At 42.1% G+C, this 15,070-nt stretch carries 17 protein-coding genes, 2 tRNA genes and 1 riboswitch; of the genes, 12 read left to right on the forward strand and 7 right to left on the reverse strand.

What is annotated here, in order from left to right:
- The first annotated feature begins 107 nt into the window (after window positions 1–107).
- From ACSLUR_RS14225 to ACSLUR_RS14260, 8 genes are all read left to right on the forward strand, one after another.
- Window positions 108–183, forward strand: a tRNA-Val gene (locus tag ACSLUR_RS14225).
- Window positions 184–230: 47 nt separating this feature from the next.
- Window positions 231–306 (forward strand) — tRNA-Val (locus tag ACSLUR_RS14230).
- A gap of 583 nt (window positions 307–889) precedes the next feature.
- Entirely contained in the window at window positions 890–1,312 is a 423-nt protein-coding gene (locus tag ACSLUR_RS14235; RefSeq protein ID WP_448555610.1) for a hypothetical protein, read from the forward strand.
- 204 nt (window positions 1,313–1,516) lie between these two features.
- The gene (locus ACSLUR_RS14240) at window positions 1,517–2,455 is read left to right on the forward strand and encodes a LysR family transcriptional regulator (protein ID WP_448555612.1); all 939 of its coding nucleotides are present in this window, start codon (window positions 1,517–1,519) and stop codon (window positions 2,453–2,455) included.
- A gap of 211 nt (window positions 2,456–2,666) precedes the next feature.
- The gene (locus ACSLUR_RS14245; RefSeq protein ID WP_448555614.1) at window positions 2,667–2,978 is read left to right on the forward strand and encodes an ArsR/SmtB family transcription factor; all 312 of its coding nucleotides are present in this window, start codon (window positions 2,667–2,669) and stop codon (window positions 2,976–2,978) included.
- Window positions 2,979–2,986: 8 nt separating this feature from the next.
- A complete protein-coding gene (locus tag ACSLUR_RS14250; RefSeq protein WP_448555617.1) occupies window positions 2,987–3,355 on the forward strand; it encodes a rhodanese-like domain-containing protein in 369 nt (122 codons plus the stop codon).
- The gene (locus tag ACSLUR_RS14255) at window positions 3,331–3,768 is read left to right on the forward strand and encodes a YeeE/YedE family protein (protein WP_448555619.1); all 438 of its coding nucleotides are present in this window, start codon (window positions 3,331–3,333) and stop codon (window positions 3,766–3,768) included. Before ACSLUR_RS14250 ends, ACSLUR_RS14255 begins: the two co-directional genes overlap by 25 nt.
- 55 nt (window positions 3,769–3,823) lie before the next feature.
- Window positions 3,824–4,261 carry a DUF6691 family protein gene (locus ACSLUR_RS14260; RefSeq protein WP_448555621.1) on the forward strand — a complete coding sequence of 146 codons (438 nt, stop codon included), beginning with the start codon at window positions 3,824–3,826 and terminating at the stop codon, window positions 4,259–4,261.
- A gap of 98 nt (window positions 4,262–4,359) precedes the next feature.
- Here the strand turns inward: ACSLUR_RS14260 and ACSLUR_RS14265 are convergent, their stop codons facing one another.
- Window positions 4,360–4,707 (reverse strand): DUF3718 domain-containing protein, encoded by a 348-nt coding sequence (locus ACSLUR_RS14265; protein ID WP_116000491.1) that lies wholly within the window; start codon window positions 4,705–4,707, stop codon window positions 4,360–4,362.
- Between the two features lie 77 nt (window positions 4,708–4,784).
- Window positions 4,785–4,896, reverse strand: a riboswitch (cyclic di-GMP riboswitch).
- Window positions 4,897–5,046: 150 nt separating this feature from the next.
- Between ACSLUR_RS14265 and ACSLUR_RS14270 the strand changes: the two genes are divergently transcribed.
- Window positions 5,047–5,610, forward strand: coding sequence for an RNA-binding S4 domain-containing protein (locus tag ACSLUR_RS14270; RefSeq protein WP_448555623.1), 564 nt, complete (start codon window positions 5,047–5,049; stop codon window positions 5,608–5,610).
- 63 nt (window positions 5,611–5,673) lie between these two features.
- Here the strand turns inward: ACSLUR_RS14270 and ACSLUR_RS14275 are convergent, their stop codons facing one another.
- The 3 genes from ACSLUR_RS14275 to ACSLUR_RS14285 all read right to left on the reverse strand — a co-directional run bounded on the left by ACSLUR_RS14275 (window position 5,674) and on the right by ACSLUR_RS14285 (window position 8,370).
- Window positions 5,674–6,159 (reverse strand): GNAT family N-acetyltransferase, encoded by a 486-nt coding sequence (locus tag ACSLUR_RS14275; RefSeq protein ID WP_448555625.1) that lies wholly within the window; start codon window positions 6,157–6,159, stop codon window positions 5,674–5,676.
- Window positions 6,160–6,259: 100 nt separating this feature from the next.
- Entirely contained in the window at window positions 6,260–7,096 is an 837-nt protein-coding gene (gene fghA, locus ACSLUR_RS14280; protein WP_448555627.1) for an S-formylglutathione hydrolase, read from the reverse strand.
- A gap of 125 nt (window positions 7,097–7,221) precedes the next feature.
- Window positions 7,222–8,370, reverse strand: coding sequence for an S-(hydroxymethyl)glutathione dehydrogenase/class III alcohol dehydrogenase (locus tag ACSLUR_RS14285; RefSeq protein WP_448555629.1), 1,149 nt, complete (start codon window positions 8,368–8,370; stop codon window positions 7,222–7,224).
- A gap of 192 nt (window positions 8,371–8,562) precedes the next feature.
- Here ACSLUR_RS14285 and ACSLUR_RS14290 point away from each other — a divergent pair, with 192 nt between their 5' ends.
- Entirely contained in the window at window positions 8,563–9,450 is an 888-nt protein-coding gene (locus tag ACSLUR_RS14290) for a LysR family transcriptional regulator (RefSeq protein WP_448555631.1), read from the forward strand.
- A gap of 182 nt (window positions 9,451–9,632) precedes the next feature.
- Here the strand turns inward: ACSLUR_RS14290 and ACSLUR_RS14295 are convergent, their stop codons facing one another.
- The 3 genes from ACSLUR_RS14295 to ACSLUR_RS14305 form a co-directional block, all read right to left on the reverse strand.
- Entirely contained in the window at window positions 9,633–10,490 is an 858-nt protein-coding gene (locus ACSLUR_RS14295) for a PhzF family protein (RefSeq protein ID WP_448555633.1), read from the reverse strand.
- A 15-nt stretch (window positions 10,491–10,505) separates the two neighbouring features.
- A complete protein-coding gene (locus tag ACSLUR_RS14300; protein WP_448555635.1) occupies window positions 10,506–10,931 on the reverse strand; it encodes an HIT family protein in 426 nt (141 codons plus the stop codon).
- 131 nt (window positions 10,932–11,062) lie between these two features.
- Entirely contained in the window at window positions 11,063–11,545 is a 483-nt protein-coding gene (locus ACSLUR_RS14305; protein ID WP_448555637.1) for a GFA family protein, read from the reverse strand.
- Window positions 11,546–11,861: 316 nt separating this feature from the next.
- Between ACSLUR_RS14305 and ACSLUR_RS14310 the strand changes: the two genes are divergently transcribed.
- Window positions 11,862–13,016, forward strand: a complete 1,155-nt coding sequence (locus ACSLUR_RS14310; protein ID WP_448555639.1) for a Kelch repeat-containing protein — start codon at window positions 11,862–11,864, stop codon at window positions 13,014–13,016.
- A gap of 210 nt (window positions 13,017–13,226) precedes the next feature.
- The gene (locus ACSLUR_RS14315) at window positions 13,227–14,936 is read left to right on the forward strand and encodes a proline--tRNA ligase (RefSeq protein WP_448555642.1); all 1,710 of its coding nucleotides are present in this window, start codon (window positions 13,227–13,229) and stop codon (window positions 14,934–14,936) included.
- The last annotated feature ends 134 nt before the right edge of the window (window positions 14,937–15,070 follow it).

The following is a 15,070-nucleotide window of genomic DNA, read 5'->3' on the forward strand; positions in this document are numbered from 1 at the left end:
TGGGAGAGCACCGCCCTTACAAGGCGGGGGTCACTGGTTCAAGCCCAGTACCGTCCACCACTTCTTTTGAGAAACAAGTGGCTAAATAAAGATAACTCAGACGACCCGGACGGTTAGCTCAGTTGGGAGAGCACCGCCCTTACAAGGCGGGGGTCACTGGTTCAAGCCCAGTACCGTCCACCACTTCTTTTGAGAAACGAGTGGCTAAATAAAGATAACTCAAACGACCCGGACGGTTAGCTCAGTTGGGAGAGCACCGCCCTTACAAGGCGGGGGTCACTGGTTCAAGCCCAGTACCGTCCACCACTTCTTAAAGTTATATCCTCTTAATTTATCCATTTATTCGTTTATCCCTTAATCTAGTCCTGTAAGTTTTATTCCTTTAAATACTGGTAAGCAAAGAGAATTCTTTACTCTTTAAAACCTATACCAATGCATTAGTTCAAGCCCTGCACTTTCAGCTACGTTTAATTTTCTTCTTAATACTCTATTTAGTTCTAAAAATTAAGAACACTTTGTACGGTTTGTAAACACCACAGAGCTATTACTTCACCAGCACTATTTACTAACACTGTTTGCCAACACTAGTTGCTCCCTAGCCAAAGGCTTTGAAGTAAAGAAACCATTCTAATTTTGTCCGCTATTGACAAAAATAAATGAGTTGTCACGCGCTCTTATTCCACAATAAATTCTGTTTTCAAAACTTTATCTATTACGACTCATAATGACTTCTGTCTATTCATCAAAGCTCGCTTCAAATTACTTGCCCAAATATGTGCTATCGTTATTTTTTAATGACTTTATTTTGACTAAATAAAATGTGTGGTTGGGTAGACTTCCCACCTCTACCTAGTAGTTGTAAGGGACACTTACGTATAGGAAATATCCAATGGCTACAATCACATTAACCGAAGAACAGCGTAAAGCGATAAAGCAGGATTTTGAAAACCAAGTAGAAATGCTGAGTGACGAAGAAGTTGAGGTACTCGCAAGTAAGATCAATGACAAGGTCAATATTCCTTTCGTCAGAGAGAAAAAGGAGCAAATGATCTTAGTCAAAACGGTGAAAAAGTTTGATCGCCTGCTCTATAAAAACTTACCAAATGAGTTGTACGGTTTAGTTAAAGACTCACAAGACGGCATCTCTGATGACGAAGCCAAAGAGCTTGAAGCTACCTTAACCGAAAGACTTAACAAAAAGTTTGATATTCCCTACATCCCAGAAATCATCGAAGCTAAAATTTTTAAGTTATTAGTTGGCTTTATTGTAAGTGCGATGAGAAAAAACTTCAGCATTCTTCACCAAGCTTGATCACTATCGGTACTATGGAAGGTTAACAACTATAGCCTTGCTACTAAAAAGCCTTCCATAGCGTAAAGTTCGCCCTCACTTTTAGGGTACTCCTTTATTTGCTCCCCAATGCTGAGTAAACACCATATCTCACTTAGTAAATAACTAGTTTAAGTCTATAATCCCAGATAATTATTCAAAGATTATCAAATAGTATTAAACAATATGCTAGTAGACGATTTACAAGTTGTACTAAAAGTTGCTGAATTTCAAAGTATTAAACAAGCCGCCGACAGTTTAGATATCCGCGTAGCCACTGCGAGTACAGCAGTTAAGCGAGTAGAAAAGCATTACGGCATTGAACTGTTCGTGCGCTCGACAAGACAATTGCGTTTATCTTCCGCCGGTGAGAAATATATTCCACGTATCGAACAAGCAGTATTAACCCTAAATCAAATAGGTCAAAGCGCTCAGGATGAACTTAATCTTGTTGATGGCGAATTACGCCTTGCAGTGCCTTCAGATTTGGGTCGTAATATCTTACTGCCGTGGTTAGATGAGTTTATTGAAGAACACCCAAAACTCAGCATTAAACTAAATATCGGGGATCGAAACACAGACTTTTATCGCGATCCAGTAGACGTTGCCCTACGTTACGGCGTGCCAAAAGATTCAAACATGTTTGGTTTTAAAATATGTGACGTGCCACGAATATTATGTGCAGCCCCGTCATATCTCAATAAAGTTACACCACCTAAGCACCCTAACGATCTAACGAAACTAAATGGTTTGTGCTACCAAATTCGAGATTTAGTTAACAATACATGGGAGTTTTCTAAAGGTGAGGAGACCTTTAAAGTTAAAGTCCCTAGTAACCGTGTTGTCAATGACGCCGAAATAGTTAGACGCTGGTGTGTAGCAGGTTATGGCGTTGCGACGAAATCGGTGTTAGATATGTCGACCGATTTACTTACTGGTCGAGTAGTCAATTTAATGCCTGATTATTCCCCAAGCCCTAAAGAGCTTTGGCTGATCTGCCCTTCTCGCCAATTAATGACACCTGCAGTGCGTTTGCTTCGTGACCACATTACCCAGCGATGCCAGCAATTACTCGACGAATTGCGCAGTTCTGGTCACCTCGATAACCAACTATCGCCAACTTAGCTAGGTTTAAAATATTTAAAAATAATTTTCAACCACTTGCACAATAGTGCCAATTTAAATCAAGGTTACATTGGCACTAACCAATTTAATACATTAATATATTAGCAATATCTAATTTAGATTTTTCTAATTTATGACTTTCTAATTTATATTTTCCTAACATAGTTATATCTAACAATAGAAACCACTAATATGAAACTTTGGTATGAAGATGAACCCTGAACAATTGCACCAACAAGTTACTCTTGCAAGTAGCTATTTAAAACGTTTAAGTCATCCCGTCAGGTTGCTGGTGCTGTGTACGCTCGTCAAAGGTGAACGTTCAGTTAGCGAGCTCAGTGAGTTAAGTGAACTTACCAATGTCAGCCAATCCGCTCTTTCACAGCACCTCGCGGTATTGCGCAAACATGGTTTAGTCAGTACGCGACGTGAATCTCAAACTATTTTTTATTCCCTAGCAGATGAACACTGCATCAAAATAATTGATGTGCTCCACGAAATTTTTTGTCCTACAAGCGAATGAGTAACTTTATGAAAATGACACCAGCAGGCCTTGTCGACCAAGCTCGCCAAGCAATCAATGAAATTAGTATTGAGCAATGGCAACAAAATGCAGAAAACTTTCTAGTCATCGATGTTAGAGATGTAAACGAGCTAGACAAAGGACAACTACCAGGCGCCAACCATATTTCTAGAGGTCTATTGGAATTTCAAATCTTGAATCACCCAAAACTTATTAAGTTAAACGATATAGAAAAAGCAGCAGCAAATATTTTACTTTATTGCCAGTCAGGTGGGCGCTCAGCGCTTGCTGCTCAATCACTTATGAATATGGGCTTTAACAATGTAAGTTCGCTTGCGGGAGGCTATAACGAATGGTTGAAGTTAACAGCCAAGTAATCGTCAGCGCTCTTTCTGGTGGTGCACTCATTGGTTTAAGCGCCGTTTTAATGATGCTGCTATTTGGAAAAATAGCTGGAATTAGCGGTGCATTTGGTCAGCTGATAACGATTAGCAAAGGCTCATTGAAAACGGCCGCATCAAGCTGGCAGTTCTACTTTCTTATTGGTTTGGCACTTGGTGGCTGGCTGTATAGTAAAGCTTTCGGTATTAACTTCGACATGCGAGAAAATTTCTCCCCTAGCTTGCTTATTCTTTCAGGGATATTGGTCGGTTTTGGTACACAACTTGGCAACGGTTGTACCAGCGGTCACGGCGTTTGTGGCATCGCACGATTATCGATACGTTCTATCCTAGCCACTTGTCTGTTTATGGGAAGCGCAATAGTTACCGTGTATTTAGTTAAGCTCTAAATGGACACTTAACTAGAAAAATACTACTAAAAATATTTGATTTGGAAGCAGCAGAATGAAATCGATCATTGCGCTAAGTATTGGCGTCTTATTTGGCTTTGGTTTAACCCTGGCACAAATGACCAACCCGCTAGCCGTTATTGGCTTTTTAGATATCACAGGAAAATGGGATATTCGACTTGCCTTTGTTATGTGTGCGGCACTACTTGTTACGTTAGTTGGCTATCGTATTTTATTCAGTAAACTCAATAAGCCTTTGCTATCGCTTAAATTTCGTTTACCCAATAAAAGTAACATCGACAGTCAACTTATCATAGGTTCAATAATGTTCGGCGTGGGTTGGGGGTTAAGTGGTTACTGTCCAGGGCCAGCGATAGCAGGAATCACAATTAACCCAAGAGAAAGCCTCATTTTTATGCTGGCCATGTTCGTCGGCGTTAAAGCTCATCACCTCAGCGTTGAAACTCAGCGTAAAGTTAAAATAGCCCAGTAGTCATATAGCTAAATTCCCAATTGCGTATTCGCAGAAGAACTCTAGGCATAAAAAAAGCGAGCTCTGAGCTCGCTTTTTATTGAATCTTTTATTTGATATTAGCCATTTACGCGCTTGTTAGCAGCTTCAATCAAAGTAGCGTCAGTAATTGATGCCATTGCATCTTTTACTTTTGATTTTGGTAACTTGCTGATCATTAATGAACCAGTTTTTACTGCGCTTTTCTCTGATGCGAATGCTAATAAGTTTTGACCGTTACACTGAACACCGTCAAATACTGAACGAATTTTAAGGTTATTACTTTTTAGGAAAGAACGTAAACGCTTTTTGTTATCTGCTGACACATACTCACATAAGCTTTGAGCAACGTCTGAAGCGTTTGCTGCTGGAGTAACAGATACAGAAGAGATTAACGCGATTGCAGGAACTAGCAATAATTTTTTCATGGATTAAAAACCTTTACACAACAAGTCAAAAATATAAGTAAGTAAGTACTTGAAACGCACAAAAGGTCCCTGCTGCATTAGGTAGTACCGCTGTCGTAGCCATTTATTGAACAGAAAAGCCTGTTAAATAAAAACCTTAGACCGATAACTTTGCGTAGCACCCTTTCAGATACCTTGCCGTTTCTTGCGGCGCGAATTATACGCAAGGTAGTTTATTTAGCAAGCAGTTTTTTACATCTTTTTACTGTTTTATCTCAATGTTTTACCAAAAAACTTGTCTATTTTTCATTCAACCCCATGAGTTTATTAGCAATGCAGCATTTTTAGCGCTGTGATAAAATGCGAAAAATTTTTTATATCGCTGATAAAAATATGGCAAACGTCTACTTAGTTGAAATTGATCAACAACCTATCGAACTCTATAAACTGCTAAAAATTGCCGATTTAGTGTCTGGTGGTGGTGAAGCAAAAGTATTGATCGCAGAAGGTTACGTATTGCTAAATAATGAAGTGGAATTTCAAAAACGTAAAAAAGTTTACGATGGTGATTATATCCAACTGGGCGATAACATCATTGAAGTGCAATATGTGGCGCCTGAGTATGAGCCACAGTTAGTTGAATCTGCTTTGCAAGAAAATGAGCTGGTAGAAAGCGGACAAGAAAACAGCGCCAAAGATGAACCATTTACCCATCAATATACCGAGCCTAAGCCACGCCAAGCAGTAACTAAACAGCAAGCATCTAGCAATAAAAAAGGCGGCGACAAATCAAAAGCACCTAAATCAAAAGCGACTAAACCAAAAAGTTCAGCTAACAATAAAGGGAATAAGAAAAAAGCAGCGAAAGAGCCAGGCCAAAAAACGGATAAAAACTCAGGGAAAAGGCGCGCTATTTCGTTTTAACACGCCAGCTATTTAAAGCCCAAATGGCTTAAGTGAATTCAGAGGTTTAAATAGCAAAATTGGCTATTTAAGCTTTTTCTCCCAAAATTCGGCTTTACCCATGGCAGGATCTAACTCGTAACCTGTAAAGCCAAATTTTTCATAAGCGCTCATCGCCACTTTATTGCCTGTTAGTACTTCGAGTGTCACCTTGCTACAGCCTTTTTCTCTGGCAAGTGTTTCAACCGCAGCCAATAATTTTTGACTTAAACCTAAACCGCGAAATTCACTATTTACCGCCATATCGTGAATATTAAGGATAGGCTTACAAGCGAAGGTAGAGAAGCTTTCAATACAGTTAGCTAAGCCAGCTGGCTGGTCATCCACATAGGCGATCAAACTGGTTATAAAGTTGCGCTGTTGCAATGCTGTCGCCAAATTTTGCTTAGTGTCCGGTGATAACGCTTCACCACCGCCCATGGGATCTTGAGCATATTGATCTAGTAATGTGATCAGCTCAGCCATTTGCTGCGTGTTGTGATAATCGACCTTACGTATTTCGACTGCCATATATTTCTCTTTAAAAACAGTAATATTATCGCCAACAAGCTACCTGCTGAGGATAAATTGTCAACCCTTCACTAGGCCAAATCAGCGACTAAACCAACCGCTAACTATGTAAATGCTTAGCATGAAATGCTAAATGCTCATCAATAAAGCTAGCGATAAAGTAATAGCTGTGATCGTAGCCCGGCTGCATACGCAAGGTTAACTCAGAGCCATGTTGCTCAGCCGCAGCAGTTAGTGCCTCTGGCATTAGCTGTTCAGTTAAAAACTGATCGGCCTCACCTTGATCTACTAACATAGGCAATTCAGCTTTACCTTGGGCGAGCAAATAGCTGGCATCATAGTTTTGCCAACTTGATTTATCACTGCCTAAGTATGCACTAAACGCTTTTTGGCCCCAAGGGCAGCGCATTGGGTTAGCAATTGGGCTAAAGGCCGATATTGAGCGATAGATCGATTGATTTTTCAGCCCTATGGTGAGCGCGCCATGACCCCCCATACTATGCCCAGAGATTGATTTTACTGAAGTAACTGGAAAATTCGCTTCAATTAATGCTGGCAACTCTTGGGTGATGTAATCATACATTTGGTAGTGTGCAGACCAAGGCGCTTGTGTGGCATTAAGATAAAAACCTGCGCCCTGCCCTAAATCATAGCCGTCATCATTTGCCACGTTTTCACCGCGCGGGCTAGTATCAGGGGCAACAATGGCAATGCCCAACTCTGCAGCTTTGCGAAACGCTCCGGCTTTGTGCATAAAGTTTTCATCGGTGCAAGTTAGGCCCGATAGCCAATAAAGCACAGGAACAGGGCTGTTTGCGCTCGCCTGTGGCGGCAAATAAATAGCAAAACGCATAGCGCAATTAAGGCTTTTTGAATCGTGCGTATATTGTTTTTGCCAACCGTTAAATACTTTGTTTTGACTGATATTTTCAATCATTGCTTGATGTCCTTAGATGGAATTCTTGTAATAAAAAACTCAGAGGCTAATCGCTAACATCTGAGTTTTTAATAAATCTAAATCATATTAACCATCGATTTATATGGCTCGATTGTCCATTCATCTTATTTATTCATATGAACAACCGAACGAATACTTTTTCCTTCGTGCATTAAATCAAAGGCGTGATTGACTTCATCTAAGCCCATGGTATGCGTAATAAACTCTTGCAAACCAAATTCGCCAGCCATGTAACGCTCAACGATTTCTGGCAGCTCAGTACGCCCTTTCACGCCGCCGAATGCCGTGCCACGCCATACGCGGCCAGTGACTAACTGGAACGGGCGAGTAGAGATTTCTTGACCAGCACCAGCCACACCAATAATAACTGACTCACCCCAACCTTTGTGACAACACTCTAACGCTTGGCGCATAACGTTAACGTTACCAATACATTCAAATGAATAATCAACACCGCCGTCAGTCATTTCAATAATCACTTCTTGAATTGGCTTATCAAATTCTTGCGGATTAATAACATCAGTGGCACCCAATTGTTTTGCCAACTCAAATTTACTGTCGTTAATATCGACGCCAATAATGCGGCTTGCGCCCGCCATACGTGCACCAATAATTGCTGATAAACCAATGCCACCTAAACCAAATATGGCCACCGTATCGCCTTGTTCCACTTTAGCGGTGTTAAGTACGGCACCCATACCAGTGGTCACACCGCAGCCAAGTAAACACACTTCTTCCAGTGGCGCGTCTTTATTCACTTTTGCCAATGAAATCTCAGGTAGCACTGTATATTCAGAGAAGGTTGAACACCCCATGTAGTGATAAATTGGTTCACCATCTTTGTAAAAACGTGTGGTGCCATCTGGCATTAAGCCTTTACCTTGAGTTTCTCGCACTGCCTGACACAAGTTAGTTTTACCTGATTTACAGAACTTACACTCACCACATTCTGCGGTATAAAGTGGAATAACATGATCGCCAACAGCAACGCTAGTGACACCTTCACCGACCATTTCAACAATACCACCACCTTCATGACCTAAAATTGACGGAAAAATGCCTTCTGGGTCTTCACCTGATAACGTAAAGGCATCGGTGTGGCAAACGCCAGTGGCGACAATGCGCACTAACACTTCACCCGCTTTGGGCAACTGCACATCCACCTCTTCCATTTTCAGTGGTTCGCCTGCCGCCCAAGCGACAGCAGCTTTAGATTTAATAAATTCTTGTCCAGGTTTGATATCAAGTGCCATAGGGGTTTCCTTTTAATATTCTGCTTACGCTATGTGCGAGCTAATGTGCTTTACCAACTCAAGCTCAGTTAATGGTATACAGTATAGCTATTTCTTATTTATTGATAATCAACCTATTTGACAAATTATTTTTACGTATTTGTAATAATCAATTAAGCTCTTGCTAAATACACACTGAATGAAATCATTGATATGGCAAATTGGGAGGGAGTAAGTGAGTTTGTTGCAGTGGCAGAAACAGCTAGCTTTACCTTGGCAGCTAGTAAGCTATCAACCTCAGTCGCACAAGTGAGTCGACGAGTATCTGCTTTAGAAGAGCGATTAGCGGTAAAATTGCTACACAGAACCACGCGAAAAGTCACATTAAGTGAAGCTGGGCAAGTTTATTTTCAGCAATGTAAACACTTAGTGGAAGGGCTAGAAGTAGCAGAGCTGGCCGTCACGCAAATGCAAACCACGCCCAAGGGCTTAGTTAAAGTGACCGCTCCTGTCACCTATGGTGAGCAACATTTAGCACCATTGCTTAACCAGTTTTTAGCCCGTTACCCACAAGTCAATATTGATCTTAACTTAACCAATCAACGATTAGATTTACTCGAAGCGGGGATAGATTTAGCAGTGCGTTTGGGCCGGCTAACTGATTCCACCATGATTGCCAAACGCCTAGCCTCTCGCCAGCTTTATGTTTGTGCCAGTAAAAAATACCTTGAGCGCCATGGTGAACCCCATAGTTTATCCGAACTGGCACATCACCAGTGTTTGGTTGGCTCAGTTGAGCATTGGCGTTTTCAAGAAAACGGCAGGGAAAAATCGATTCGCGTTGCGGGCCGACTAAAATGTAACAGTGGCAATGCACTGCTTGATGCGGCTAAGCAAGGACTTGGGTTAGTACAACTGCCAGATTACTACATAAAAGACGCATTGCAATCTGGTGAATTAGTTGAAGTGCTACATCAGTATCGTGACGATAAAGAAGGCATCTGGGCACTGTATCCCAAAAACCGAAACTTATCGCCTAAAGTCAGGTTGCTAATTGACTTTCTTGCCGAGCACATAGGCAAACCGGTAGCCCCAAAGTAGGATACTACTCCTAAGCTTGAGGCGGTTTATAATACCAATTTCAATAAATACTTGGTCATTCTGGCTGGTTAAAATGCTCATTAACTGCGTTGTTATTTTTGAAATTAGAACAACTAGTTAACAAGAAATAACGCCTTGTTTATGAACCTTTTTCCTACGCCATAATTGTTCAACTAATTAATTCAATTGGTATAAACAGTAATTATCCCCTCTAGATAAGGCACGGCTTTACCTGAGATAATCACTCGCTCACCTGTTAGTTTATTCGTTGCTAACTGGCATTTTAATATACCGCCCCGTTTCGATGCTTGATAAGCAATAAGCTCGGTTTTACCTAACTGCTCGGCCCAAAACGGTGCCAATGCCGTATGAATTGAGCCCGTGACAGGATCTTCGTCACCGCCATTGGCTGGCCAAAAATATCGTGAGACAAAATCGTAGTCAGCTAGGTTATCGTCAATTAGGTTATTGGCACTGGGCGCTGTTACTACCACATCATAAGGCGCGAGTTGTTTAATCAACTGGCTGTCTTGGCTAACCGCTTTAACCTCTGCTTCCGTCTTATAAACTGCGATATAAGCTTGCTGATTCTTTAATACTTTCTCAGGCGCGAGCGATAGGCCATTAAGCAATGCATCTGGTATTTCACTAACGGGCGTTGGTATGCGATTTGGAAAGTCCATATCAATATAACCGTCTGTGTTTTGCCTAATCACCATAGCACCAACGGCAGGCGCAGAAATTGAACATTCGGTAAATTCTGGGTTTTTGGAGAAGATCACCCAAGCAGATGCTAAGGTTGCATGTCCGCAAAAATCGATTTCCATCAGTGGTGAAAACCAACGAATGACGTAATGATTGTGCTTACCCGAGTTTTCGCCGTCAGGCACTAAAAAAGCAGTTTCTGAGAGATTATTTTCCGCGGCAATCGACTGCATTAGCTCGTCTGACAACCAGCTATCAGTAATGATCACTGCCGCTGAATTACCACCAAACTGTTGCTCTGCGAAGGCATCAACAATGTTGATCTTCAATTTCATCTTGTAGTGGCCAAATTAACCTAAGAACCCTTTAATCTTTTCCGCAAGGTTTGTCAGCTCTTTAGGATCTCCCATCTCTACCGCATGTCCTTTAATGCCTGTCGCATTTAAAATTGAGCCCGGTAAAATATGAAAGTGGAAATGTGGCACCGTTTGCCCTACTTCTGCGCCGTTTAATTGGAACAAGGTAAAGCCAGTTACGCCCATTGCTTGCTCTACTGCCTTACCCACTTTTTGCACTGTTTTCATGCAGGCTAGTGATGCTTCATCCGATAATTCATGCACTGTCATTGCCGCTTCTTTGGGAATGACCAAGGTATGGCCTGGCATTTGCGGCATAATATCCATAAATGCCAGTGTTTTATCGTCTTCATACACCTTGATGCACGGCACTTCATCACGAAGAATTTTGGCGAAAATATTGTTGTTGTCGTAGCTCATTGAAAATATCTCTACTTATTTGAATAAATGAGGTTAAATTTTATCGCTTAAATTTGGCTTATGAGGATTCGCCCGTTAGCATAGGCTCTTATTTCGCTCTAATCTGTGCCGCCTTATCTCGGCCGCTATTGTCAGCGCCAGAGTGCGGGAATCAGATGTTTTGCAAACGCTAGCTGACTAGCCAGATATCCTTGGTATTTAGGTAGTGCGTCATCAATATCCGCGACGCGTTTATCGTAAAAAATATGCAAAGATGGCTCAGGCACTATGCTTTGATCAGCAATACGCCTCGTTGGCACAAAAATCGTTTTAGGAATGGGAAAAAGCTGCAAGTACTCAATCGATAACTGCTGACAAGCACGACAGTATCCACGCTGCAAAACGGGAGGGAATTTCACTGATCGGTAATCCACGGTCCCTTCTGCTGGTTGCGTCACATCATGCACGCGAAAAAGCACAATATCGGAATAAGCCGCTTTATTTGCTGCTTGGCAAATAGTGCAATGGCAAATTGCCCGCAGCAAAGGCTTACCAGTTACCTGATAGCTAACCTCACCACATTGGCACCCGCATTGGCATCCGTATTGATAGCCTATTTGATTTTCAGTTTGCATATGACACTTCCATGATGCATCGATCTACTTAACCTATACTTGTTCCCCTATTTTGGGGACTTACCGAGATGATTATCACTTTTGCTAATAGTTTGAGTACGTTAGCAATATTAAAAGTGGCTGACAATAGATCTAATGCAATGACTAGTTTCTGAAAACAACTCATACATATTGTCAAAATAAGCATTTCCAAGGGAAAAATGGTAAGGTGCAGATAATTATTAATGTAGCGTCAAACGCTAGCCGATTTAAGTCAGTTTAACTTTCACTTAAACTTCACTTAAATTACGGAAAAGAATAAAGATACAACAATACCGTGATTAAACAAAACTCAGCTACTCGAATCTCAACTACTCAAAACGGCTCACCGATTTCTACTTCATTAACTTTTCGCACAAATTACAGTGCAGTTATTTTTTCTGCCTTAGCGCTGACTTTAGGGAGTCTATCTTTTAGTGCTAGTGCTGCAAATTTACCCAACCTACCAGAGCCTATCGCCAATAATGCCGTAACTAAAATAACCGCTAAGGGCCATGACTATTTCGTCTCGTTTAATGGGCTAACCTCTGGTAAAGGCTATCAAGCGGTCACCAATAAAGCCTTTATGCTTAAAGTTGGCGATAACAACTGGCAAACCATTAAGCCTGTGCCAATTGAAACGCCGGTGAATGGCTTAGTTGGCCGGTTAGCATCGGTCGCGACCAGTATTAACGGTAAAGCTTATGTGTTTGGTGGTTATACGGTGGCAAAAGATCACAGTGAAGTGTCGGTACCCGATGTTTATGCATTCAATCCGTTAAGTAAATCCTATCGTCAATTAGCTCCCATGCCAGTACCCGTTGACGATAGCGTTGCACTGCCCTATCAAGATCGTTACATCTATCTAGTCAGTGGTTGGCATAACGACGGTAACGTTAATTTGGTGCAAGTTTATGATGTTAAAAACGACACATGGCAACAAGCGAGCCCGTATCCTGGCCGTCCGGTATTTGGTCAAGCAGGTGCAATTGCCAATGATCAGATGATTGTTTGTGATGGCGTGCGAGTTGATGTCCACCTCGACAAACGCCGCTCATACGCTGCCGAGCCAGCGTGTTATCTAGGCAAGATTAGTGACAAATCCCCTTATAAAATTGACTGGCGTAAAGTTGAGCACCCAACAGGAACTGCCCGCTATCGTATGGCAGCCATTGGTGACGATGCTACTAACTCGGCATATTTTGTCGGCGGCAGTGACAATCCGTACAATTATTCAGGTATCGGCTATAACGGCGTACCAAGTGAGCCAGATGGCAAAGTTTGGCAGTTTAAGTTTAGCGATAAACAATGGCAGCTTAGCAATGCGAAAACCGCGACCATGGACCATCGCATGCTAATCAAACATCAAGGTCAATTACTAACGGTTGGCGGTATGCTTAAAGGCCAAGAAGTTACCGATAAGGTGATTGTGCAAGCTGACTTAAGCAAATAATGTTTAACTGAGTATTAGAAAAGTGAAACAACAACGGCTTAAACATCACAGGTTAAACAATAGCCACAACAATCACTTGCCCAAGCTCTAGCCTGCGCAAACATAAATCACAGAAATGCCGATAAATCTGATTATCGGCATTTTTTTTCCTTGTTTGCCCTGCTAGAATAACGCCACTTTTTTTACCCTCGCTTTTCGGAAAAATTTTCAATGCGTACCAGTCAATATTTAGTTTCTACACTAAAAGAAACCCCAGCCAGCGCTGAGGTGGTCAGTCATCAATTAATGTTACGAGCGGGTTTAGTCAGAAACGTTGCTTCTGGCTTATACACTTGGCTGCCGACAGGTTTAAAGGTATTGCGCAAAGTCGAAAATATCGTCCGTGAAGAAATGGAACGTGCTGGCGCAATTGAAACCTTAATGCCGATGGTACAGCCAGCAGATCTATGGGAAGAATCTGGCCGTTGGGACGACTATGGTCCAGAGCTACTGCGTTTGAACGACCGTCATCAACGCCCATTCGTATTAGGCCCAACGCACGAAGAGGTGATCACTAAACTTATCAGCAACGAGATTGCCTCTTACAAGCAATTACCACTGAACTTGTTCCAAATTCAAACTAAGTTCCGTGATGAAATTCGCCCTCGTTTCGGTGTTATGCGTGGCCGTGAATTCTTAATGAAAGACGCTTACTCATTCCACACCACAGACGAATGTTTAAAAGCAACCTACCAAGTGATGTTTGACGCATACTGCCGTATTTTCGAGCGCTTAGGCTTAGAATTCCGCCCAGTAATTGCTGATAACGGTTCAATTGGTGGTGAAGGTTCACACGAGTTCCACGTACTTGCCGATAGCGGTGAAGACGATATCGCCTTCAGTGATGCTAGTGATTTTGCGGCCAATATTGAAAAAGCAGAAGCATTAGCGCCTGCGGGCGAGCGCCCAGCAGCAAACGCTGAATTAGCGAAAGTTGAAACACCTGATGCAAAAACTATTGCAGCAGTAGCAGAATTCTTAAAGGTTCCTGCAACATCAACGGTAAAAACCTTATTGGTACTTGGTGCGGCAGAAGATGGCGAACAAGCACCTGTTATCGCATTAGTGTTACGTGGTGATCACGAGCTTAACGAAGTTAAAGCAGAAAACTTACCGCAAATTGCTGCGCCATTAACGTTTGCCTCAGACGAGCAAATTTTAGCAGCCGCAGGTTGCAATGCTGGCTCAATTGGCCCTGTTAACCTTGATATTCCAGTGATAGTCGATCGCAGCGCCGCTCACTTAGCTGACTTTGTTTGTGGTGCTAATGAAGATGGTTACCACTTCACCGGTGCTAACTGGGATCGCGACGCTACCAACTACACAGTTGAAGATATTCGCAACGTGGTTGAAGGCGACCCTAGCCCTTGTGGCCAAGGTAACATAGTGATCAAACGCGGTATTGAAGTCGGTCATATCTTCCAGCTTGGTAAGAAGTATGCTGATGCCATGAACTGTGGCGTACTAACCGAAAATGGCAAGCACGAAACATTAACCATGGGTTGTTACGGTATTGGTGTTTCTCGTATTGTTGCGGCTGCTATTGAGCAAAACCACGACAAATACGGTATTAAATGGCCTGCAGCGATTGCGCCTTTCCAAGCGGCAATCGTTCCGATGAATATGCACAAATCAGCACGCGTGCAAGAAACTGCTGAGCAGCTTTACAGCCAATTGCAACAAGCGGGTATCGAAGTACTATTTGATGACCGTAAAGAGCGCCCAGGCGTTATGTTTGCTGATCATGAGCTGATGGGAACACCATTATTACTCGTTATTGGTGAGCGCAACTTAGACAATCAAGAAATCGAAGTTAAGAACCGTATTACCGGTGAAAAAACGATGGTTGCGATTGCAGATGTGATGTCCTTATTTGCTTAGTTAGTTTGCATAGCTAGTTTGCTATGTGAGTATTTCTGATTAATACAAACTAGCAAAGCAAACACACTAGGCAAAAAAGCAAAACAAAGCCAGCATAAGCCCTACTTTTTTATAAGGCGCAGTGCTGGCTTTTT

The sequence above is a fragment of the Thalassotalea montiporae genome (assembly GCF_053485855.1).

Coding starts and splice junctions, on each gene's coding strand:
- ACSLUR_RS14235 (WP_448555610.1), top strand. CDS start 890: ATGGCTACAATCACATTAACCGAAGAACAGCGTAAAGCGATAAAGCAG.
- ACSLUR_RS14240 (WP_448555612.1), top strand. CDS start 1,517: ATGCTAGTAGACGATTTACAAGTTGTACTAAAAGTTGCTGAATTTCAA.
- ACSLUR_RS14245 (WP_448555614.1), top strand. CDS start 2,667: ATGAACCCTGAACAATTGCACCAACAAGTTACTCTTGCAAGTAGCTAT.
- ACSLUR_RS14250 (WP_448555617.1), top strand. CDS start 2,987: ATGAAAATGACACCAGCAGGCCTTGTCGACCAAGCTCGCCAAGCAATC.
- ACSLUR_RS14255 (WP_448555619.1), top strand. CDS start 3,331: ATGGTTGAAGTTAACAGCCAAGTAATCGTCAGCGCTCTTTCTGGTGGT.
- ACSLUR_RS14260 (WP_448555621.1), top strand. CDS start 3,824: ATGAAATCGATCATTGCGCTAAGTATTGGCGTCTTATTTGGCTTTGGT.
- ACSLUR_RS14265 (WP_116000491.1), bottom strand. CDS start 4,707: ATGAAAAAATTATTGCTAGTTCCTGCAATCGCGTTAATCTCTTCTGTA.
- ACSLUR_RS14270 (WP_448555623.1), top strand. CDS start 5,047: ATGCGAAAAATTTTTTATATCGCTGATAAAAATATGGCAAACGTCTAC.
- ACSLUR_RS14275 (WP_448555625.1), bottom strand. CDS start 6,159: ATGGCAGTCGAAATACGTAAGGTCGATTATCACAACACGCAGCAAATG.
- fghA (WP_448555627.1), bottom strand. CDS start 7,096: ATGATTGAAAATATCAGTCAAAACAAAGTATTTAACGGTTGGCAAAAA.
- ACSLUR_RS14285 (WP_448555629.1), bottom strand. CDS start 8,370: ATGGCACTTGATATCAAACCTGGACAAGAATTTATTAAATCTAAAGCT.
- ACSLUR_RS14290 (WP_448555631.1), top strand. CDS start 8,563: ATGGCAAATTGGGAGGGAGTAAGTGAGTTTGTTGCAGTGGCAGAAACA.
- ACSLUR_RS14295 (WP_448555633.1), bottom strand. CDS start 10,490: ATGAAATTGAAGATCAACATTGTTGATGCCTTCGCAGAGCAACAGTTT.
- ACSLUR_RS14300 (WP_448555635.1), bottom strand. CDS start 10,931: ATGAGCTACGACAACAACAATATTTTCGCCAAAATTCTTCGTGATGAA.
- ACSLUR_RS14305 (WP_448555637.1), bottom strand. CDS start 11,545: ATGCAAACTGAAAATCAAATAGGCTATCAATACGGATGCCAATGCGGG.
- ACSLUR_RS14315 (WP_448555642.1), top strand. CDS start 13,227: ATGCGTACCAGTCAATATTTAGTTTCTACACTAAAAGAAACCCCAGCC.